Origin of the sequence: Actinomadura sp., assembly GCF_044508335.1 — a bacterium.
Taxonomy (GTDB): Bacteria; Actinomycetota; Actinomycetes; order Streptosporangiales; family Streptosporangiaceae; genus Spirillospora.
On sequence record NZ_JBIQHY010000025.1, the window covers coordinates 1 to 17,413 of the forward strand.

Annotated in this window: 22 protein-coding genes; 10 read left to right on the plus strand and 12 right to left on the minus strand. The window is 74.6% G+C overall.

What is annotated here, in order from left to right; translation table 11 throughout:
* Nucleotides 1-28: 28 nt before the first annotated feature.
* Nucleotides 29-205 carry a hypothetical protein gene (locus ACIWVC_RS12005; protein WP_396454141.1) on the minus strand — a complete coding sequence of 59 codons (177 nt, stop codon included), beginning with the start codon at nt 203-205 and terminating at the stop codon, nt 29-31.
* Nucleotides 206-634: 429 nt separating this feature from the next.
* On the opposite strand from ACIWVC_RS12005, the gene ACIWVC_RS12010 reads away from it, so the two are divergent.
* The 3 genes from ACIWVC_RS12010 (at nt 635) to ACIWVC_RS12020 (ending at nt 3,585) form a co-directional block, all read left to right on the plus strand.
* Nucleotides 635-1,675, plus strand: a complete 1,041-nt coding sequence (locus ACIWVC_RS12010) for a zinc-dependent alcohol dehydrogenase family protein (protein ID WP_396453192.1) — start codon at nt 635-637, stop codon at nt 1,673-1,675.
* Between the two features lie 165 nt (nt 1,676-1,840).
* Nucleotides 1,841-2,671, plus strand: coding sequence for a universal stress protein (locus tag ACIWVC_RS12015; RefSeq protein WP_396453190.1), 831 nt, complete (start codon nt 1,841-1,843; stop codon nt 2,669-2,671).
* 41 nt (nt 2,672-2,712) lie between these two features.
* Nucleotides 2,713-3,585, plus strand: coding sequence for a universal stress protein (locus ACIWVC_RS12020; RefSeq protein WP_396453188.1), 873 nt, complete (start codon nt 2,713-2,715; stop codon nt 3,583-3,585).
* 126 nt (nt 3,586-3,711) lie between these two features.
* Here ACIWVC_RS12020 and ACIWVC_RS12025 read toward each other — a convergent pair whose 3' ends face one another.
* The 3 genes from ACIWVC_RS12025 to ACIWVC_RS12035 all read right to left on the minus strand — a co-directional run bounded on the left by ACIWVC_RS12025 (nt 3,712) and on the right by ACIWVC_RS12035 (nt 5,204).
* Nucleotides 3,712-4,128, minus strand: a complete 417-nt coding sequence (locus tag ACIWVC_RS12025; RefSeq protein WP_396451219.1) for an Hsp20/alpha crystallin family protein — start codon at nt 4,126-4,128, stop codon at nt 3,712-3,714.
* A 171-nt stretch (nt 4,129-4,299) separates the two neighbouring features.
* Nucleotides 4,300-4,821, minus strand: a complete 522-nt coding sequence (locus ACIWVC_RS12030) for an HPP family protein (RefSeq protein ID WP_396451217.1) — start codon at nt 4,819-4,821, stop codon at nt 4,300-4,302.
* A gap of 68 nt (nt 4,822-4,889) precedes the next feature.
* Entirely contained in the window at nt 4,890-5,204 is a 315-nt protein-coding gene (locus ACIWVC_RS12035; protein ID WP_396451215.1) for an SHOCT domain-containing protein, read from the minus strand.
* Nucleotides 5,205-5,344: 140 nt separating this feature from the next.
* Here ACIWVC_RS12035 and ACIWVC_RS12040 point away from each other — a divergent pair, with 140 nt between their 5' ends.
* The 4 genes from ACIWVC_RS12040 to ACIWVC_RS12055 all read left to right on the plus strand — a co-directional run bounded on the left by ACIWVC_RS12040 (nt 5,345) and on the right by ACIWVC_RS12055 (nt 8,748).
* The gene (locus ACIWVC_RS12040) at nt 5,345-6,229 is read left to right on the plus strand and encodes a universal stress protein (protein ID WP_396451213.1); all 885 of its coding nucleotides are present in this window, start codon (nt 5,345-5,347) and stop codon (nt 6,227-6,229) included.
* Nucleotides 6,226-6,723 carry a flavodoxin domain-containing protein gene (locus tag ACIWVC_RS12045; RefSeq protein WP_396451211.1) on the plus strand — a complete coding sequence of 166 codons (498 nt, stop codon included), beginning with the start codon at nt 6,226-6,228 and terminating at the stop codon, nt 6,721-6,723. Before ACIWVC_RS12040 ends, ACIWVC_RS12045 begins: the two co-directional genes overlap by 4 nt.
* A gap of 11 nt (nt 6,724-6,734) precedes the next feature.
* On the plus strand, nt 6,735-7,601 hold the full coding sequence (locus ACIWVC_RS12050) for a universal stress protein (RefSeq protein ID WP_396451209.1): 867 nt from the start codon (nt 6,735-6,737) through the stop codon (nt 7,599-7,601).
* A gap of 127 nt (nt 7,602-7,728) precedes the next feature.
* The gene (locus tag ACIWVC_RS12055; protein ID WP_396451207.1) at nt 7,729-8,748 is read left to right on the plus strand and encodes an Acg family FMN-binding oxidoreductase; all 1,020 of its coding nucleotides are present in this window, start codon (nt 7,729-7,731) and stop codon (nt 8,746-8,748) included.
* 20 nt (nt 8,749-8,768) lie between these two features.
* Here ACIWVC_RS12055 and ACIWVC_RS12060 read toward each other — a convergent pair whose 3' ends face one another.
* The 3 genes from ACIWVC_RS12060 to ACIWVC_RS12070 are packed head-to-tail and all read right to left on the minus strand — an operon-like array spanning nt 8,769 to nt 11,385.
* A complete protein-coding gene (locus ACIWVC_RS12060; protein ID WP_396454142.1) occupies nt 8,769-10,226 on the minus strand; it encodes an AAA family ATPase in 1,458 nt (485 codons plus the stop codon).
* Nucleotides 10,227-10,231: 5 nt separating this feature from the next.
* Nucleotides 10,232-10,915: a CBS domain-containing protein gene (locus tag ACIWVC_RS12065; RefSeq protein WP_396454143.1), complete on the minus strand. Its 684-nt coding sequence runs from the start codon at nt 10,913-10,915 to the stop codon at nt 10,232-10,234.
* 29 nt (nt 10,916-10,944) lie between these two features.
* Nucleotides 10,945-11,385: a universal stress protein gene (locus tag ACIWVC_RS12070; RefSeq protein WP_396451201.1), complete on the minus strand. Its 441-nt coding sequence runs from the start codon at nt 11,383-11,385 to the stop codon at nt 10,945-10,947.
* 223 nt (nt 11,386-11,608) lie between these two features.
* On the opposite strand from ACIWVC_RS12070, the gene ACIWVC_RS12075 reads away from it, so the two are divergent.
* On the plus strand, nt 11,609-12,454 hold the full coding sequence (locus ACIWVC_RS12075) for a universal stress protein (RefSeq protein ID WP_396451199.1): 846 nt from the start codon (nt 11,609-11,611) through the stop codon (nt 12,452-12,454).
* Here the strand turns inward: ACIWVC_RS12075 and ACIWVC_RS12080 are convergent.
* The 5 genes from ACIWVC_RS12080 to ACIWVC_RS12100 all read right to left on the minus strand — a co-directional run bounded on the left by ACIWVC_RS12080 (nt 12,405) and on the right by ACIWVC_RS12100 (nt 15,378).
* Nucleotides 12,405-12,857, minus strand: a complete 453-nt coding sequence (locus ACIWVC_RS12080; protein ID WP_396451197.1) for a pyridoxamine 5'-phosphate oxidase family protein — start codon at nt 12,855-12,857, stop codon at nt 12,405-12,407. The genes ACIWVC_RS12075 and ACIWVC_RS12080 overlap by 50 nt on opposite strands.
* Before the next feature lie 34 nt (nt 12,858-12,891).
* A complete protein-coding gene (gene argF, locus ACIWVC_RS12085; protein WP_396454144.1) occupies nt 12,892-13,827 on the minus strand; it encodes an ornithine carbamoyltransferase in 936 nt (311 codons plus the stop codon).
* Between the two features lie 14 nt (nt 13,828-13,841).
* Entirely contained in the window at nt 13,842-14,693 is an 852-nt protein-coding gene (locus ACIWVC_RS12090) for a universal stress protein (protein WP_396451193.1), read from the minus strand.
* A 26-nt stretch (nt 14,694-14,719) separates the two neighbouring features.
* Nucleotides 14,720-14,944: a hypothetical protein gene (locus tag ACIWVC_RS12095; protein ID WP_396451191.1), complete on the minus strand. Its 225-nt coding sequence runs from the start codon at nt 14,942-14,944 to the stop codon at nt 14,720-14,722.
* 62 nt (nt 14,945-15,006) lie between these two features.
* Nucleotides 15,007-15,378, minus strand: coding sequence for a hypothetical protein (locus tag ACIWVC_RS12100; protein WP_396451189.1), 372 nt, complete (start codon nt 15,376-15,378; stop codon nt 15,007-15,009).
* A gap of 266 nt (nt 15,379-15,644) precedes the next feature.
* On the opposite strand from ACIWVC_RS12100, the gene ACIWVC_RS12105 reads away from it, so the two are divergent.
* Both ACIWVC_RS12105 and ppk2 read left to right on the plus strand, forming a co-directional pair.
* The gene (locus ACIWVC_RS12105) at nt 15,645-16,523 is read left to right on the plus strand and encodes a universal stress protein (protein WP_396451187.1); all 879 of its coding nucleotides are present in this window, start codon (nt 15,645-15,647) and stop codon (nt 16,521-16,523) included.
* Nucleotides 16,524-16,574: 51 nt separating this feature from the next.
* Nucleotides 16,575-17,378, plus strand: coding sequence for a polyphosphate kinase 2 (gene ppk2, locus ACIWVC_RS12110; protein WP_396451185.1), 804 nt, complete (start codon nt 16,575-16,577; stop codon nt 17,376-17,378).
* Nucleotides 17,379-17,413 lie beyond the last annotated feature (35 nt).

A 17,413-nucleotide genomic window follows, 5' to 3' on the forward strand; every position in this document is an offset into this window, starting at 1 on the left:
CCATGACAGCGATCACGCTCGGGCCGAATCAGACCAGCAGACCTGAATAGTCACCCTCGAGTGTCGCCTCGCCTTCCAGATCCATTCCGAGTTCGGCGAAGAAGGCCACGGCGGCTGCGAGGTCGTCGACGACGATGGCTACGTTGTCCATCCGCTGGATCGTTCCGCGCCCAGATCGGCGGCTGCGCTGGCCGGTGTCGCTCATGGGGGTCTCCTTACGAGTCGGCCGCGGGATTCGGGGACGTGTCCGGATCAGATGCGGGACGGTTTCTCAGTCGCGGTGCTGTTGTCTCGCTCAGCGTCCCCGCATCGCTCATTCGTCCGATGACAAAGCTCTGGCCGATTCGTTCATACCGTTGCGCACGCAGGATGTCCCGCCGTTTACGGGATCTTGTGGCGACCGCCGCGGAGCCTCTTCAGCTCCGCCGCGACATCGCCGCCGATCAGTGCTGAACGCCCGCCGATCCGCCGGCGAGCAGGCGACAGCGCCCGCATGGGCGGCGTCGAGCCGGGCATCGCGCCGGGCGGCCGAAGGACGTTGGCACCCCTGGCGCCGGGACGTTGGGCACTGCCCTCGCCGCTCCGCGCAGACCAATGCTGAAGACCGGAGCCGAATCGATGGAGGAGGTGCGCTATGCGAGCGCTGGTGTACCACGGGCCTGGAAGCAAGGCGTGGGAGGAGGTGCCCAAGCCGCGGATCGTCGAGGACGGCGACGCGATCGTGCGCGTGGACGCGGTGACCATCTGCGGGACGGACCTGCACATTCTCAAGGGCGACGTCCCGGCGGTGACCGACGGGCGGATCCTCGGGCACGAGGCGGTCGGGACGGTCGAGGCGGTCGGTGCGGGCGTGCGGACGGTCAAGCCCGGCGACCAGGTGCTGGTGTCGTGCATCACCGCGTGCGGGACGTGCCGGTTCTGCCGCGAGGGCCGCTACGGGCTGTGCGCGGGCGGCGGCGGCTGGATCCTCGGCCACAAGATCGACGGGACGCAGGCCGAGTACGTGCGGGTGCCGTTCGCCGACACCTCGGTGCACCCGCTGCCGGACGGGGTGCCCGCGCAGGACGTGCTGATGCTGGCCGACATCCTGCCGACCGGCTACGAGGTCGGCGTGCTCAACGGCGCCGTGCGCCCCGGCGACACGGTCGCGGTCGTGGGCGCCGGGCCGATCGGGCTGGCGGCGATCATGGGGGCGCGGCTGTTCAGCCCCAGCCGGATCATCGCGATCGACCTGGCCGACAGCCGCCTGGAGGCGGCCGAGCGCTTCGGCGCCGACACCACCGTCAACAACTCCCGCCAGGACCCGCTGGCGGCGGTGCGGGAGCTCACCGGCGGGCTGGGCGCGGACGTGGCCATCGAGGCGGTCGGCGTGCCCGCGACGTTCGAGGCGGCGGTTGCCCTGGCCCGGCCGGGCGGGCGCATCGCCAACATCGGCGTGCACGGCGGCCCCGCCACGCTGCACCTGGAAGAGCAGTGGATCCGCGGCATCACGATCACCACGGGGCTGGTGGACACCTACTCCACGCCGACCCTGCTGCGGCTGGTCGCCGGCGGGCAACTGGACGCGGGGCGGTTCGCCACCCACCACTTCCCGATGGAGGAGTTCATCAAGGCCTACGAGGTCTTCGGCGACGCCGCGCAGTCCGGCGCGCTCAAGGTGGTCCTGACCCGCTGACCCCGCGAACGCGAGGCCGCGGCCCGGAGCGGGGCCGCGGCCTCCGGCCGTGCCCGGGCCGGTGACCGTCGTCCCACGGCCGGCGGGACCTTTGGCCGCTGAATGCCGGAAAGGCGCGGCCTAGCGTCGAAGGTGAACCGAACGGCTCCCCGGGAGGGATGGACGATGCGGACTCCGATCGTCGTGGGAATTGACGGCTCCGCGCACGCGTGGCGGGCGCTGGACTGGGCGGCGGACCGCGCCGTGCGCCATCGGCTGCCGCTGCTCCTCGTGCACGGCTCCCGCGCCCTCCTGGACGACGGGTCGATCCCGCCGGACGCGCTGCGCCGCCTCACCGGGGAGCGGGAGGACCTGCTCGCCGAGGCCCGCCAGTACGCGCTGAAGCTCCATCCGGGGCTGGACGTCGAGACGCGCCTCGTGCCGGCCGATCCGGGCCGGGCGCTGGTGGGGGAGAGCGAGCACGCGGACCTGGTGACGGTCGGGTCGCGCGGGCAGGGCGGCTTCGAGGGCCTGCTGTTCGGCTCCGTCGGCCTGTACACCGCCGCGCACGCCCGCTGCCCGGTGCTGGTGGTGTCGCGGTCGGCGCCGTACCCCACCGACGCGCCGCGGCAGATCGTGATCGGGATCGAGGGGCTGGACGACGAGCGCTCCTTCATCGAATGGGCGTTCGGGGAGGCCGCGTCCCGCGGCGCCAAGATCCTCGCCCTGCACGCGGTGGGCGGGGAGTTCTCCCCGCGCCGCCGGGTGATCGAGCAGCTTGAGCTGTCGGAGTCCCTGGCCGGTTACGGGGAACGGTACCCGGACGTGACGGTTGAGCGGCTGGTGTCCGACCGGACTCCCGCCCAGGCGCTGGTGGAGGCGTCGGGGAACGCGGCACTGGTCGTGGTCGGCGCTCGCCGCCGGCGCGCGCCCCTGGCCGGGATGGCGCTGGGCCGGGTCAACCACACGGTGCTGCACCACGCGCACTGCCCCGTGGTCGTCGTCCCGGACCGGTGAGCCGGGGGACGCCCCAGGAAGAGCGAGAAGAGGAGCTGGCCATGTCCGACCCGATCGTCGTCGGCGCCGACGGCTCGGCGCCGTCCGAGCACGCCGTGGCCTGGGCGGCCGATGAGGCCGCCCGCTACAAGCGCGGTCTGAAGATCGTGCACGCCATAGAGAAATGGCCGTTCGACATCCCGTTGACCCTCGCGCCCGGCGAGGCGGGATCGCTGTCCCGCAGGGGCGGCGAGGTGCTCGCGGGCGCCGAGCGCGTCGCGCACGCCCGCCGGCCCGAGGTTCCGGTGAGCGTCGAACTGGCCTCCGGACGCACCGTCCAGGTGCTGGCCGAGCAGTCCAGGGAGTCGTTCGAGCTGGTGGTGGGGCACCGCGGCCTGGGCGGCTTCGCCGGGCTCCTGCTCGGGTCGGTCGGGCTCGGGGTCGTCCGCAGCGCCGCGTCCCCGGTGGTGCTGGTCCGCGGCGAGCCGAAGGCCGACCGGTCGGAGATCGCCGTGGGCATCGGCCTCGGAGACGATTCCGCGGCCCTGGAGTACGCGTTCGGGGCCGCCGCGGCGCGCAACGCCAGGCTGCGGGTCGTGCACGCCTGGCGGTTCCCCGAGGCGCTGGAGGAGCCCGGAGCGGGAGCCGACCTGAAGCGGATCGAGGAGCGGGCGCGGTGGCGCGTCATCGAGGCGCACGCCCCGATGCGCAAGCGCTACCCGGGCGTGGACGTGGTCGAGGACATCGTCCAGGACAACCCCGCCGCCGCCCTCGTCACCGCGTCCCGCGACGCCGACCTGGTGATCGCGGGCACGCGCCCGCGCACGGGGCTGCCGGTCCCGCGCAGCCACGCGGTGACCCACGCGCTGATCCACCACGCGCACTGCCCGGTCGCGGTCGTCCCCGCCGCGTCCGAGAACGAGACCGAGAGATAGAGAACGAGAGAGATAGAGAACGAGAGAGATAGAGAACGAGAGAGATAGAGAACGAGACCGAGGGATGGCGGTATGCGGAAGAGGCCCGGTCCACCGGGCCTCTTCCGGCGCGTTCACAATATGTCGCTACTTCTCGATGGCGATCCGCTTGGATTCGGCCTTGGCGGCCTCGGGCATCGGCACGCGGACGGTGAGGATGCCCTTGTCGTAGCTCGCCTTGATGTCGTCGACGTCAACGTCGGCGGGGAGAGTGAAGGAGCGGGTGAAGGAGCCGTAGTGGAACTCCGACCGGTGGGCCTCCTTCTTCTCCTCGTGGCGCTCGGCGTGGATCCGCAGGACGCCGCCGGTCACGGTGATCTCGACGTCCTTGTCGGGATCGATGCCGGGCAGCTCGGCGCGGATCACGTGGTCGCCGTTGTCGATGTAGTTCTCGACCCGCATCGTCTGGCCGTTCCCGGTGCGGAACATGGAGAACGGCGACTCGAACCAGTCGAACAGCTCGGGGAAGATGCTGCGCGGCTCGCGCCGCTCCAGTGCGCTCATGATGCCTCCCTTAACCGGATCTGAGCGGCACCCTCCGTAGGGGACGTGGCCGATGCGGATGGCTCCGTTCCCCCAGCGGCGGAGTGCCACCCTTCACGTTTCCTCTGGAACGCACTGCCCCTACGGCCATGGATCACACGTTGCCGAGGCCAAAGACATCCCGGTTTTCCCTCAGTCGGGCGGCAAGGCGCTGTGCCCCGGGTGGGCCTGCGGGGTGCGGGGCAGTACAGGCTCGATCCGGTAAAGGGACGGCATGCCGCCGCTGGGCGGGGCGGCCTCGCGCTCCAGCCCGGCGAGCACGCCGATCAGGTCCCGTGCGGTGATCAGGCCCACCAGGACGCCGCGGTCGTCGGTCACCGGCACGTAGTCGGTGTTCGAATCGAGCATGGCGCGCGCCGCCTCGCGGACGGTGGCCGACGGCCGCACCGCGGCGGGCGGCCGGGGCGGCAGGAGGCTCGTCACGGGCCGGCGGGCGTGCTGCGGGCCGGCCGCGCTCCATGTCGAGGTCAGGGTCTGCGCGTCGACGACGCCCAGGAAGCCGCCCTCGTCGTCGGTGACGGGCAGATGATGCACCTCGGCCTTGCACATCAGCTCCCAGGCCATCAGCACCGACTCGCTCGCGGCGATGGTGAGCAGGTCCCGGGTCATCAGGCCGGCGGCGGGGCGCCCTTCCAGCGGCGGGTGCGCTGTCATGCTCGTTCCTCCCGGTGGTCTCGCCTTCATCGGGCCCGCACGCCGGGTCGCCGCGGCGGCGGTGCGGGTCAGACGCGGACGTCGTGTTCGCGCAGCTTGGCCAGCCGCTCGTCGTACTCCTCGGTGCTGATCTCACCGCGCGCGTAGCGCTCGGCGAGGATCTCGCGGGCGCGGTCCGGCCGCGCCGCGCCGGGGGCCGGCGGGCGCGTGCGGTGCGGCGTCGCGGCACGGGCGACCAGCCATGCCGCCGCACCGATCACGATGACCCAGAACAGCACCATCGCCGCCCCCCACAGCCACATCCAGCCGGACCAGCCGCCGTTTCCCATGTGCCCCCAGCCATCGCCGGGCGCGGCGGCCACGAGGGCGTATCCGATGTCCATGACCGCACCTCCTTCTCATCTCCAGCTTGCGATCGCCCGCCGCGCGCACCCAGGGCCGAAGGTCCTGTGCGCGGGTGGACCCATGCCCCTGCATGCGGTCCCTCCGATAGGTGAGGCTCGAAACCAGGAGGTGACCTCCCATGGACGGATCTGCTGTTCTGGTGGGGTTCGATGCCTCGCCGGCCGCTGAACGGGCAGTGCGCTGGGCGGCCGCCGAGGCGTCCCTGCGGCAGGTTCCCCTGGTGGTCTGCCACGCCTGGACGTGGCCCTACCCGCTGACTCCGCGGGACGCCGACGCGCTGGAGATCGTCCGGCGCATGGGCGCCATGGCCCTCGACGACGGCGCCCGGCTCGCCCGGAAGTCCGCGCCGGGCCTGGACGTCCGGCCGCTGCTGATGAGGGGCACGCCGCCCGGGGCGCTGCTGGACGCCTCGGCGGACGCGGCGCTGATCGTGATCGGCGCCCGCGGCGCGGGCGGCTTCGACAAGCTGCCGATCGGCTCCACCGCCGTGCACGTTCCCGCGCACGCCGATCGCCCGGTGGTCGTGGTGCCCGCCCGCGAACCGCGGCGGACCGCGAAGCGGATCGTGGTGGGCGTCGACGGTTCGCCGGCGAGCGAGGCCGCGCTGCGTTTCGCCCTGCGGGAGGCCCGGAGCCGGGACGCCGCGGTGACGCTCGTGTGCGCGTGGTGGGACCCCGCCGCGCTGCCCGGCCCCGACCGGCTGCCCTTCACCGACCCCGGCGCCGTCCGGAAGCAGGCCGAGGCGTGGTTCGCCGCCGCGGTGGAGCCGTGCCTCGCCGCCCATCCCGGTGTCGCCGCGGAGCGCAGGTTCGTCGTCGAACGCGCCCACCGCGTCCTGGCCGCCGAGGCCGAGGAGGCGATGCTGCTCGTGGTCGGCGACCGCGGCATCGGATCGTCCCCCAGAACCCTGCTCGGCGCGGTCACCCGTGCCGTCCTGCACGAGGCGCCGTGTCCGGTCGCGGTCGTCCACGAGCGCGACCCCAAGATCGAGGAGCCGTCATGATCCGAGTACTGGTGGCGTACGCCTCCGAACGCGGGGGGACCGCCGAGATCGCCGACTGGGTCGGCGCCGCGCTGCGCCGCGAGGGCGTGGAGGCCGAGGTGCGTCCGGCCGGGGACGTCCCCGGGCTGGACGGGTACGACGCCGTCGTCGTCGGCGGCGCCCTGTACGGGGGGCGCTGGCACCGGGAGGCGCGCCGCTTCGTCCGGCGCCACGCCGCCGGGCTGGCGCACCGGCCGGTATGGCTGTTCAGCAGCGGCCCGCTGGACGACACCGCCCGCGAACGCGCCATCGAACCCGTCCCGGGCGTCGCCAAGGCCGCCGCGCGGCTGCACGCCCGCGGACACGCCACCTTCGGCGGGCGCCTCGCCCCGGACGCCGGGGGCTTCCTGGCGTCCAGGATCGCCAAGCGGATGAGCGGCGACCACCGCGACCGCGGGCAGGTGGCGGAGTGGGCCGCCGGCATCGCCCGGGAGCTGCGGAGGGTGCCGGTGTGAACAGGAGCGCCGTGAACAGGATCGTCGTCGGGGCGGACGGGTCGGAGCCGAGCCTGCTCGCGATCGGCTGGGCCGCCGACGAGGCCGCCCGGAGAGGGGCGTCGCTGCACGTCGTGTACGCCGTGGCGCCGTGGCTGTTCGACGCCCCGGACGACCCGGGCGCCGCGCAGGTCAGGGAGCGGATGCTGCGCGACGGCCAGGGCATCGTCGACGCCGCCGTGGCGCGCGCCCGCGAACGGGCGCCCGGCCTGGAGGTCACGGGGGAGCAGACCGGCGGGCAGGCCGCCGAGGTGCTCGTCGAGCGGGCCCGGGACGCGCTCATGCTGGTGGCCGGCTCGCGCGGCGCGGGGGGCCTCGCCGGGCTCGTCCTGGGGTCGGTGGCGATGCAGGTCGCCACGTACGCGCCGTGCCCCGTGGTCGTCGTCCGCGCCGCCGAGCCGTCCGGGCACGGCGAGGTCGTGGTCGGCGTCGACGGGTCGCCGGCCGGAGCCGGCGCCGTCGGGTTCGCCTTCGAGGAGGCGTCCGTGCGCGGGGTCCGGCTGCGCGCCCTGCTGGCCTGGCTGCACCCCGTCTCGGCCGGGCCCGGCGACATGGTCCCGCTGGTCTACGACCGCGAGATCCTCGCCGCCGGCGAGCGGCGCCTGCTCGCCGAGTCGCTCGCCGGATGGCGGGCGAAGTACCCCGACGTCGAGGTCGTGGCCGAGGCCGTCCGCGGCAGGGCCGCCCGCGTCCTGGCCGAGGCGTCCGTGCACGCCGGCCTGCTGGTCGTGGGCTCGCGCGGGCGCGGCGGGTTCGCCGGGCTGCTGCTGGGGTCGGTCGGCCACGCGATGCTGCTGCGCGCGCACTGCCCGGTGGCCATCGTCCCCGGACGCCCCTGAGCGCCCTGCCCGCGAGCGGGTCCGGAGCGGGCGGCACGGAGGTCCCGGCCGCCGCAGACCTTCGCCCCTGCAGGTCGTCCGGTTTTCGGGGGATGACTGGTGACAGGAGACCCGGGAGGGAGCGACCATGCGACACGACAATGCGGCGGGTCCGTCCGAACAGGTGGCGGCCGACGCCCGCGGGGCCGTCGAGGACGCGCTGTGGGCCCCCTCGGTGCACAACACCCAGCCGTGGCGGTTCGTCCTGCACGGGACCCGGATCAGCCTGAGCGCCGACATCGACCGCCGCCTGGACGTGGCGGATCCGGACGGCCGCGAGATGCTGATCAGCTGCGGCGCCGCGCTCTACAACCTGCGCTGCTCGCTGCGCGCGGCGGGATACGCGCCGCGGGTGCGCCTGCTGCCCGACCCCGATCGCCCGTACCTGCTGGCCGACATCGACCTGGAGCCGGGGGAGGACCCCGACCAGCGGACGCTGCGGGAGCACGCGCAGATCCGGCGCCGCCGCACCCACCGGGGCGGCTTCCGCCCGGACCCGGTGCCCGCCGGGGTCCTGTCGGCCATGCGGCACGACGCCGAGCGCGAGGGGGCCCGGCTGGTCGAGGCCGTGGACGCCCACGTCAAGGGGGCGCTGGCGGCCCTGACCGAGGCGGCCGAGCACCTCCAGCAGCGCACGCCCGCGCACAGGGCGGAGATCGCCCGCTGGGCGCCGTCGCCCCGCACATCCCGGGCGGACGGGGTCCAGGAGAGCGCCTACCCGCGGCAGGTCCCGCAGACCACGCCGCACTTCCCGGCCCGCGACTTCGCACGCGGCCACGGATGGGGCGCGCCCCCCGCGCACGGCGCGCCGGACGGCGGGACGGCGCTGGCCGGGTTGACGCTGCTGCTGGTCTCCGGCGGCGACGAGCCCGCCGACTGGCTGCGGGCGGGGCAGGCGATGCAGCGCGTCCTGCTGCTGGCCGCGGAACGCGACCTTGCCGCGGCCTTCCACACCCAGGCCCTTGAGGTCCCCGAGCTGCGCGCCTTCATCAAGGCCCGCTTCTGCAACGGCGCCTACCCGCAGATGCTCCTGCGCCTGGGCGTCCCCGAGGGGGAGGAACTGGAAACGGTCCGCCGCCCCGTCGAAGAGGTGTTCGAGGAGATGTGACCGGCTGGTCGCGCGCGGTGCTACCCGAGCTCGGGGCCGTGCGGCCGGACGACGCCGAGCGCCTGCTCGACGGCGTCGTCCAGCTCCCCGCTCGTGTCGATCGGATGCGACTCGGGCCACGGCGCCGCGTGCGCGCGCATCGCGGCGGCGACGGCGGCGTCCGCGTCGGAGGCGCCTGGCGCGCGGTCGCGGATCCGCTCCGCGGCGAGGGCCTGCGGGGCCTCGCAGCGCAGGGACGTCAGCGGAGCGTGCTCGTGCTCGGCCACCACGGCGGCGAGGTCCCGCTGCTCCTTCGACGTCCAGGACGCGTCCAGGATGACCGTCTCGCCGAGCCGGAGCAGCCTCGCGGCGCGGTCGGCGAGCTCCCGGTAGGTGCGGCGGCTCCATTCCTCGGTGTAGAGGCCGGTGCCGTAGGGTGCGGCGGCGGAGTCGAGGGGAGCGAGCCCGGCGAGCTCCTTGCGGACGCGGTCGCTGCTGAGGACCGCGCAGCCGAGCCGGTCGGCCAGGGCGCCGGCCAGCGTGGACTTGCCGGTGCCGGGCAGGCCGCCCACCAGGATCAGCCCGACCCGTCCGGCGCGCAGGTGGCGCAGGGCGACGCCGGCGTAGGCGCGGGCCTCGGCGGCGGCGTCGGGGCCGTCCTGGGCGTGGCGCAGGCAGGCGACCTTGGCGCGCACGAAGGCCCGGTAGGCGATGTAGTGGTGGCGCAGCGAGGACGGCGCGGGGTCCGCGGCGAAGTCGGTGTAGGTGCGGAGGAAGTAGTCGGCCAGCTCGGGTGCGCCGAGGCGTTCCAGGTCCATGGCCAGGAACGAGGCGTCGTCGAGCCCGTCCAGGCTGCGCAGCGCCCGGTCGAACTCCAGGCAGTCCAGGATGCGGGGGCCGTCGTCCAGGCAGAAGATGTCGCCGGCCAGCAGGTCGCCGTGCCCGTCGAGGACGCGTCCGTCGGCGATGCGCGCGTCGAACAGGGCCTCGCGGCCGTCGAGGAACTCGTCGGTGAGCTCCTCGGTCTCGGCCGCCGCCGCGGCGTCGATCACCTCGCCGTGGAACGGGCGCACCTGGTCGAAGCTGTCGTGCCAGCGGGCCTGGACGGCGTCCCGGGTGCCGTGGGCGCTGATCTCCGGGCCGCGCGGGGCCTGGGCGTGCCAGGCCGCCAGGATGCGCGCGGTGTCGCGCAGCGCGTCCCGGACGGGGGCGCCGGCCCCGACCAGGGCGGCCAGGCGGCGGTCGGCGGGCATCCGGCGCATGACGACCAGGTGGTCGCAGACGCCGCCGCCGGGACCGTGCACATCGGCGACCCCGAGGTAGACGTCGGGGGCGAACCGCCGGTTGAGCCGGACCTCCTCGTGGCAGGCGCGCTCGCGCAGCTCCCGGGTGCTGAAGTCGAGGAAGCCCAGGCTCACCGGCTTCTTGATCTTGTAGGCGCGGTCTCCGGCGAAGAAGACGACACCGATGTGGGTCTCGCTGACGGCGGCGTTGTCCACGGGCCTCACGCTCTCGGATACGGGGCAGGACGTGTGTCGTCGTGGTCGTACCCGAGAGCGTGGACGACATCCACGACGCCTTCGGTGGCGGCGGTCAGCCGGACGATGATGGGGATGAGGCTCTTCTGCTCCACCCGCCCGGTGAGGTGGACGACCCCGTCCTCGACGCGGACGTCGACGTCGGCGGGGTCCTGCCAGAGCTTGGTGATCAGGACGTCGTCGACGATCTCGTCGCGGATCTCGGCGTCGGAGCGCTGGAAGACGCGCAGCAGGTCGCGCCGCGCCACGATGCCGGCGAGCCGCCCGTCGTCGTCCACGACGGGCAGGGCCTTGAACCCGTGGCCGTTCAGCAGCCGCGCGGCCTGGGCGATCGAGGTGTTCGGGGCGACGGAGACGACCGGCGCGCTCATCAGCCCGCGCGCGTCGACGGCGGCGGCCTTGGCCTCCGCTTCGCCGCGGCGCCGGATCCTGTCCAGCACCGGCCTGCGGGCGCCGCCGTCCTTGTACTCCTGCTTGCGGAGCAGGTCGGCCTCGGTGACCATGCCGGTGACGCGGCCCGCGGCGTCCAGGACGGGCACCCCGCTGATGCGGTGCTCGGCCATCGTCTCGGCGATCTCGGCGAACGGGGCGTCCTCGTTCACGGTGACGACCCGTTCGGTCATGACGTCCTGGACCGTCCGGCGTTTCATGTTCTCCTCCTGGGGCTTTCTCCCGGGGCTCACGGAGCCTCGGACGCGGTTCTGTGGTCGGCGCAGATCACGATCGGGCAGCGTGCGAGCTCGCGCACGACCGGGACCGTGTCCCCGCCGAGGGGGTTGCCGTGCTCGGAGTGCAGCCGGGCGCCGACGACCAGCAGTTCCGCGTGCTCCGCCGCCTCGGCGAGCGCCCGGCCGGGCGCGCCGCGGACGACCCGGAGCCGGGTGTTCAGGTGCTGGGCCCGCGGGACGGCGCCGGCGACCAGGCGGCGCAGCCGCAGCCACTCGCGCGCGGTGCGCAGGGGCCGGGGCGCCGCTCCGCCGTCCGCCTCGAGGACGCGGACGACGTCGAGCCGCGCGCGGCGTTCGAGCGCCTCGCGGGCGGCCCGGCGCAGCGCGGCCATGGAGTTGGGGGAACCGTCCACGCCGACGACGACTGAGCGGTGCTCGGGCATGACCCACATCGGCGACCTCCCTGAGTCACCTCCACCATCGCCCCCGGCCGGGCCGGTGATCAGAGGCGACCGTCCCCGCGGGCGCGGGACCTTCGGCCCGTCCGCGCCCGGCCCGGCGCGCCAGGCTCCGTCCGCGTCCGGCGGCGGGAGGTCCCGGGAAAGGGGGTCCTTCGGCCCTGTGCCGGGCAGGTGTCCGGAGATGGGATGGAGCCGGACGACATGAGGAGGCGTCATGAGCCATGTGATCGCGGGCTACGACGGGAGCAGCGAGAGCGAGCGGGCTCTGCGGTGGGCGGTCATGGAGGCGCGGCTGCGGCGGGTGCCGCTGACCGTGTGCCACGCATGGCGCTGGCCGTACCCCATCAGCTACATCGACCACGAGGGCGTGGCCATCGTCCGCCGGATGGGCGAGCACATCCTCGATCAGGGCGCCGCGCTGGCGCGGGATCTGGCGCCCGGCCTGACGGTGCGCAAGCGGCTGAAGGACGGCAGCGCGGCCCCGGCGCTGCTGAGCGAGGCCGTGGACGCCGAGGTGATCGTGGTCGGCTCGCACGCGCCGGAGGAGCTGCCCGCCGGGTCGACGGCGCTGCGGGTGCCGGCCCATGCCGACCGTCCCGTGGTGGTCGTCCGGTCGCCCGCCCCGCGCGACGGCCTGGTCGTCGTCGGCGTGGACGGCTCCGCCGGCGCGGACGCGGCGCTGTCGTTCGGGTTCGAGGAGGCGGCGCTGCGCGGCTGGCGGCTGCGCGCGGTGTACGGCTGCTGGGAGCCGGGCGCGGCCCCCGGCGGGGACCTGTCGCTGTTCGGCGACGAGGACGAGCTGCGCCGCGTGTGCGGCGCCGTGCTGGAGCGCGCCGTGGCGCCCTGGCGGGTGAAGTACCCGCAGGTGCAGGCCACGACCTCGCTGGTGCTCAAGTCGCCGCGCGAGGCGCTGTTCGAGGCGGCCGAGGAGGCGACGCTGGCGGTGGTGGGCGCGCGCGGCACGGGGGTCGTGGAGTCGCTGACCCTCGGGGCGACGAGCGACGCGCTGCTCAAGCACGCTCCGTGCACGGTGGCCGTCGTCCCGGACCGGACCCGGTGAACGCGATCCGGCGGCCCGTGACGACCTCCGGGCGGACGCGGATGTAGGTGTCCCGCTCCACCGGCGCCCATGTGCGCAGCGGCAGGGCGTCCAGCACGGTGATCTCGCGCGGGTCGGTGACGCGCCTGGCGCGGCCGACGGCGACCACGGACCAGCCGGTCCCGGCCCCGGCGTCGTAGTCGTCGATCTCGAACGCCACGACGGTGCCCGCGGCGGCCGTCGCCAGCCGGGACGCCCGCGACACCTTGATCACGATGTCGCCGCCGCTGAGGACGAAGTTGACCGGCTGCACCGCCGGGAGCGCCCGGTGGGTGAAGACGATCCGCCCGACCGCCGCGCCCGCGAGGAGGGCGCGGCACTCGTCCTCGTCCAGGACCTGCGGGCGGCTCTGCTCGGGTTCCATGGCTACGGGTCCGTCCGCGGGTTCGCGGCGATCTTCATCGGTGCCCCTTCAGACGGCCGGTGAGCAGCGCGTACAGGACGGCCTGGACGGCCGGCAGCCGGTTGGCGGCCTGCCGGAAGGCCAGGGAGCGGCCGCCGTCGATGACGCCCGGCGCGACCTCTTCGCCGCGGCGGGCGGGCAGGCAGTGCATGAAGACGGCGTCGCCGCCGGCGAGCGCCATGAGGTGCTCGTCGACCCGGTAGGGGACGAGCGCCTTCCGCCGCCGGGCCCGGTCGTCCTTCGGGCCGCCCGCCGGCGGCCGGCCGCCGGTGTAGACGACGTCGGCGCCCCTGACCGCCTCGACGGGGTCGGTGGTGAGGACGAAGCAGCCGCCGTTCCGGTCGGCCTCGGTGGCGGCGAAGGCGATGGCCTCGTCCGGGGGCTCGTAGCCGAGCGGGGTCGCGGCGGCGATGTGCATGCCGGTGAGCGCCGCCGCCTCCATCAGGCTGCGCGCGACGCTGCCGCCGCCGCCCACGTAGGCGACGCGGCGCCCGCGCAGGTCCCCGAAGTGCTCCTGGACGGTGAGCAGGTCGGCGACGGCCTGCAGCGGATGGTGCCCGTCGGTCAGCGCGTTCACGACCGGGACCGGCGCCGCCGACGCCGCCTCCCGGACGTCGGCGTCGGCGGGCGTGCGGATCACGATCGCGGCGGAGTAGGAGCCCATCACCCGCGCGGTGTCGGCGATCGGCTCGCCGTGCCGCACGTGCAGCTCGTCCGGCCCGACGGTGACGGGGGTCCCGCCGAGCCTGGTCACCGCCGCCGCGGTCGACAGCCGGGTCCGGGTGGAGGGCGTGGCGAAGTACATCGGCACCATGCGGTGGGCGAGCAGGTGGCCCGCCGATCCGGGGTCGTCCTGGAAGCCGGTGGCCAGCTCCAGCAGCAGGGCCAGGTCGTCCGAGGTCAGGTCGGTGATCTGCAGGAGGTCTTTCACAGGGGCACCCGCGGTCACTCGTAGGGGCGGACGACCGCGACGGGGCAGCGGGCGTGGTGGACCGCGCCGTGGCTCACCGAGCCGAGCGGGAACGACCGCCCCCGGGAGCCGACGACGACCAGGCCCGCGCCGGCCGAAGCCCGGCCGAGCGCCTCGACCGGGTGGCCGATGACGACGTCCTCGGCGACCTCGACGCCCGGGTGCCGGCCGCGCCAGGGCGCCAGCGCGGCGGCCAGCCGCTCGCGCAGGGCGTCGGCGGCGATCCGCAGGTCCGCGCCCGATTCGAGGGCGAGCGGCGCGGGACGCCAGGCGTGCAGCGCCCGCAGGCGCGTGCCGCGCGCGGCCGCCGCGGCGAACGCGTAGCCGAGGGCGGCGCCGGGCTCCTCGTCGAGGTCCAGCCCGACCACGACCTCGCCGGCCCCGTCCTCCGCCTGATCGCGGACGACGATCACCGGGCCGGGGTAGTGCCCGGTCAGGCGCAGGGCGGTGGAGCCGAGCAGCAGCCCGGCGAAACCGCCCCGCCCGCGGTGCCCGACCACGATCTCGACGGCGTCGCCGGAGTACTGCCGGAGCCCGGCCGGCACGTTGCGGTCGTGCACGAGCATGGTCTCGACGGTGAGCTCCGGCCGCCGCCGCAGCGCGCGGTCGCGCCCCTCCCGCAGGATCCGGTCCCCCTCGCGGACGAGCTCTTCGGAGATCCCGTCGGTCGTCCGACCCGGCAGGTCCAGGGTGGCGGTCTCCACGACATGGACGAGGTTCAGGTCCTTCCCGAACCGCGCGGCCTCGTCGGCGGCCCAGGTGATGGCGTGGTCGGAAGCGGCCGAGCCGTCGATTCCGGCGAGGACCGTCGCTCGTTCGGCGGACATGTGCGTCTCCTCGGGGTGGGGACCCGTCAATGCGGGTGGTGGCCCGGCGTCAGCGGCGGCAGCAGGAGCAGCTCGTGTGCGCGCCGCGCCGCCGGCGTCCGGTCGTCGTCGGGGGAGTCGAGGGGAGTGCCCTCCAGAGCGGACGCCAGCAGGCGGGCGGCCTCCGTCAGGGCTGCGACCTGGCCTTCCAGGACCGCGACACGCTGCTCCAGCGCCGGGATGGAGGAACCGGGGCCGATCTGCCTCGCCATGGCGGAGCTCCTTCGTGTCGGCGCGCCGCCCGATGGCGGACGCGGGGTGGACGGTTGCGGCGTCAGTGCGGGGCCCGCCGCGGAGCCGGGGCGGCCGCCGCGGCGGCCCGGCGGGTCTCCCAGTACTTGGCCAGGTGCTCCGTCCGGGCGCGCAGGCGCGCGGCGGCCAGCGCGACGGCGTCGGACATCGCGGCCGCCGACGCGTACGCGCTCACCGGGATCCCGTCGAGGTCGATCCGGAGGGAGACCAGGTTCGGTCGCGGCGCGGCGGGGTCCGGCAGGACGTTCAGCGTGGCCGCGGCGTAGTGCACCGGACGCGGCGCGTGCGCCAGCACCCGGCTGACGGCTTCGCGGGCGCGCCGCACGTCGGCCTGCGGAACGTTGCGGACGGTGGTGACCTTCACATCGATCTGGTTGGCGACTGTGCCGGGCAATCTCGACCTCCTACCGCGAAAGGACCAACGCCTCCAGCGTTCTTCGCGGCGGGCGCCGGGAACAGGGACGTTGGTCATCACCGGCGCAGCCATTCGGCCCGCGTTCGCGCATGCATTCCGGCGATGCCGGGCATCCGGGATGCGGCCCTCCGCCGGGGGACGAAGGTCCCGGCCGCTCCGGACCGATGCCCCTCTCGATGGCGAGTCGCCGGAGCGAGGCTGGTGATGGACGGGCCCCAGGGGTACGCATAGGCCGGGGGGTAGACATGAGCACAGGAGCGATCACCGGCGTCGTCGCAGGCTACGACGGTTCGCAGAACGGCATGCGGGCCCTGGACTGGGCCGCCGGCGAGGCGCGGGCCCGCGGCCTGCCGCTGACCGTGATCCACGTGTGGCAGCCCTACATCGGCGGCTCGACGGCCATGCCGATGGTGGACCTGGGGTCCCTGGCGCAGCAGACCTTGGACGTCGGCGTCGAGCACGTCCGCAAGAACGCGCCCGACGTGCCGGTGCAAGGCGTCCTCGAACGAGGGCAGCCGGCCGCCAAGCTGATCGAGGCGGGGGAGAGCGCCGCCCTGATCGTGCTGGGACCGCGGGGCCTCGGCGGGTTCGCCGGCCTCGTGCTCGGATCGGTCGGCGCCCAGGTGGTCGCGCACGCCTCGTGCCCCGTGGTGATCGCCCGGGGCGACCAGGACCAGCGGCCGGGGGCGGAACCGGGACGCGTCGTGGTCGGCGTGGACGGTTCGGCGGCGTCGCGGGCCACCCTGGAGACGGCGTTCGCCGAGGCCGGGCTGCACGGCTGGTCCGTGCACGCGGTGGTGGCCTGGGAGTCGGTGCCGGAGGAGGAGCTCCCTCCGCTGGCCGATGAGGCCGGCATGCGCAAGGCGGCCCTGGCCCGGCTGGACCAGCTGATGATGCCCCTGCGGGAGCTCCACCCCGAGGTGGAGGCACGGGGCGAGATCGTGATCGGCCCGCCCCGCGAAGTCCTGCTGGACGCCGCGCGGGACGCGCGCCTGCTCGTCGTCGGCTCCCGGGGGCTGGGCGGCTTCCGCGGCCTGCTGCTCGGATCGGTCAGCCACGCCCTGGTCCAGCACGCGCCCTGCCCGGTGGCGGTCGTCCACCCGCCGCAGAAGCCCGGCGACTAGCGCGCCGCGGCATCGGCCAGACTGGGGGCGTGTCCGATGCTTGGAGGCGGTATGGGCGGTCCTCGGCGTTTGCCCCGGCGGATCTACGAGCGCGAACTGAGGCGGCTGCAGGAGCAGCTGATGGTGCTGCAGGAGTGGGTGCGCGCGGAGGGCGCGCGCGTCGCCGTGGTGTTCGAAGGGCGGGACGCCGCCGGCAAGGGCAGCACCATCAAGCGCGTCACCGAGTACCTCAACCCCCGCGTCGCGCGGATCGCGGCGCTGCCGGCGCCGAGCGACCGGGAGCGGACCCAGTGGTACTTCCAGCGGTACGTCGAGCACCTGCCCGCCGCCGGCGAGATCGTCCTGTTCGACCGGTCCTGGTACAACCGCGCGGGAGTCGAGCGGGTCATGGGGTTCTGCACGGGGCAGGAGTACCGGCGCTTCCTGCACCAGTGCCCGATCTTCGAGCGGCTGCTGGTCGAGGACGGCGTCCTGCTCCGCAAGTACTGGTTCTCCGTCAGCGACGCCGAGCAGGAGCGCCGCTTCCGCAGCCGGCTGGACGACCCGATGCGGCGGTGGAAACTGTCCGCCATGGACTTGGAGTCGATCTCCCGCTGGGAGGACTATTCGCGCGCCAAGGACGAGATGTTCGTCCACACCGACATCCCCGAGGCCCCGTGGTACGTGGTCGAAAGCGACGACAAGCGCAGTGCCCGCATCAACATGATCTCCCACCTGCTGTCGACCATCCCCTACCGCGAAGTGGAGCGCCCGCCGCTCCGGCTGCCGCAGCGCCCGCCTTCCAAGGGATACGAGCGGCCCCCGCGAGACGTGCAGAACTACGTCCCGGACCACGCGGCGACCTTGCAGAAGTGACGCCGCGGCATGAGCCCGCCGCACCCCATCGCCGC

Coding starts and splice junctions, on each gene's coding strand:
- ACIWVC_RS12005 (WP_396454141.1), bottom strand. CDS start 205: ATGAGCGACACCGGCCAGCGCAGCCGCCGATCTGGGCGCGGAACGATC.
- ACIWVC_RS12010 (WP_396453192.1), top strand. CDS start 635: ATGCGAGCGCTGGTGTACCACGGGCCTGGAAGCAAGGCGTGGGAGGAG.
- ACIWVC_RS12015 (WP_396453190.1), top strand. CDS start 1,841: ATGCGGACTCCGATCGTCGTGGGAATTGACGGCTCCGCGCACGCGTGG.
- ACIWVC_RS12020 (WP_396453188.1), top strand. CDS start 2,713: ATGTCCGACCCGATCGTCGTCGGCGCCGACGGCTCGGCGCCGTCCGAG.
- ACIWVC_RS12025 (WP_396451219.1), bottom strand. CDS start 4,128: ATGAGCGCACTGGAGCGGCGCGAGCCGCGCAGCATCTTCCCCGAGCTG.
- ACIWVC_RS12030 (WP_396451217.1), bottom strand. CDS start 4,821: ATGACAGCGCACCCGCCGCTGGAAGGGCGCCCCGCCGCCGGCCTGATG.
- ACIWVC_RS12035 (WP_396451215.1), bottom strand. CDS start 5,204: ATGGACATCGGATACGCCCTCGTGGCCGCCGCGCCCGGCGATGGCTGG.
- ACIWVC_RS12040 (WP_396451213.1), top strand. CDS start 5,345: ATGGACGGATCTGCTGTTCTGGTGGGGTTCGATGCCTCGCCGGCCGCT.
- ACIWVC_RS12045 (WP_396451211.1), top strand. CDS start 6,226: ATGATCCGAGTACTGGTGGCGTACGCCTCCGAACGCGGGGGGACCGCC.
- ACIWVC_RS12055 (WP_396451207.1), top strand. CDS start 7,729: ATGCGACACGACAATGCGGCGGGTCCGTCCGAACAGGTGGCGGCCGAC.
- ACIWVC_RS12065 (WP_396454143.1), bottom strand. CDS start 10,915: ATGAAACGCCGGACGGTCCAGGACGTCATGACCGAACGGGTCGTCACC.
- ACIWVC_RS12070 (WP_396451201.1), bottom strand. CDS start 11,385: ATGTGGGTCATGCCCGAGCACCGCTCAGTCGTCGTCGGCGTGGACGGT.
- ACIWVC_RS12075 (WP_396451199.1), top strand. CDS start 11,609: ATGAGCCATGTGATCGCGGGCTACGACGGGAGCAGCGAGAGCGAGCGG.
- ACIWVC_RS12080 (WP_396451197.1), bottom strand. CDS start 12,857: ATGGAACCCGAGCAGAGCCGCCCGCAGGTCCTGGACGAGGACGAGTGC.
- ACIWVC_RS12090 (WP_396451193.1), bottom strand. CDS start 14,693: ATGTCCGCCGAACGAGCGACGGTCCTCGCCGGAATCGACGGCTCGGCC.
- ACIWVC_RS12095 (WP_396451191.1), bottom strand. CDS start 14,944: ATGGCGAGGCAGATCGGCCCCGGTTCCTCCATCCCGGCGCTGGAGCAG.
- ACIWVC_RS12105 (WP_396451187.1), top strand. CDS start 15,645: ATGAGCACAGGAGCGATCACCGGCGTCGTCGCAGGCTACGACGGTTCG.
- ppk2 (WP_396451185.1), top strand. CDS start 16,575: ATGGGCGGTCCTCGGCGTTTGCCCCGGCGGATCTACGAGCGCGAACTG.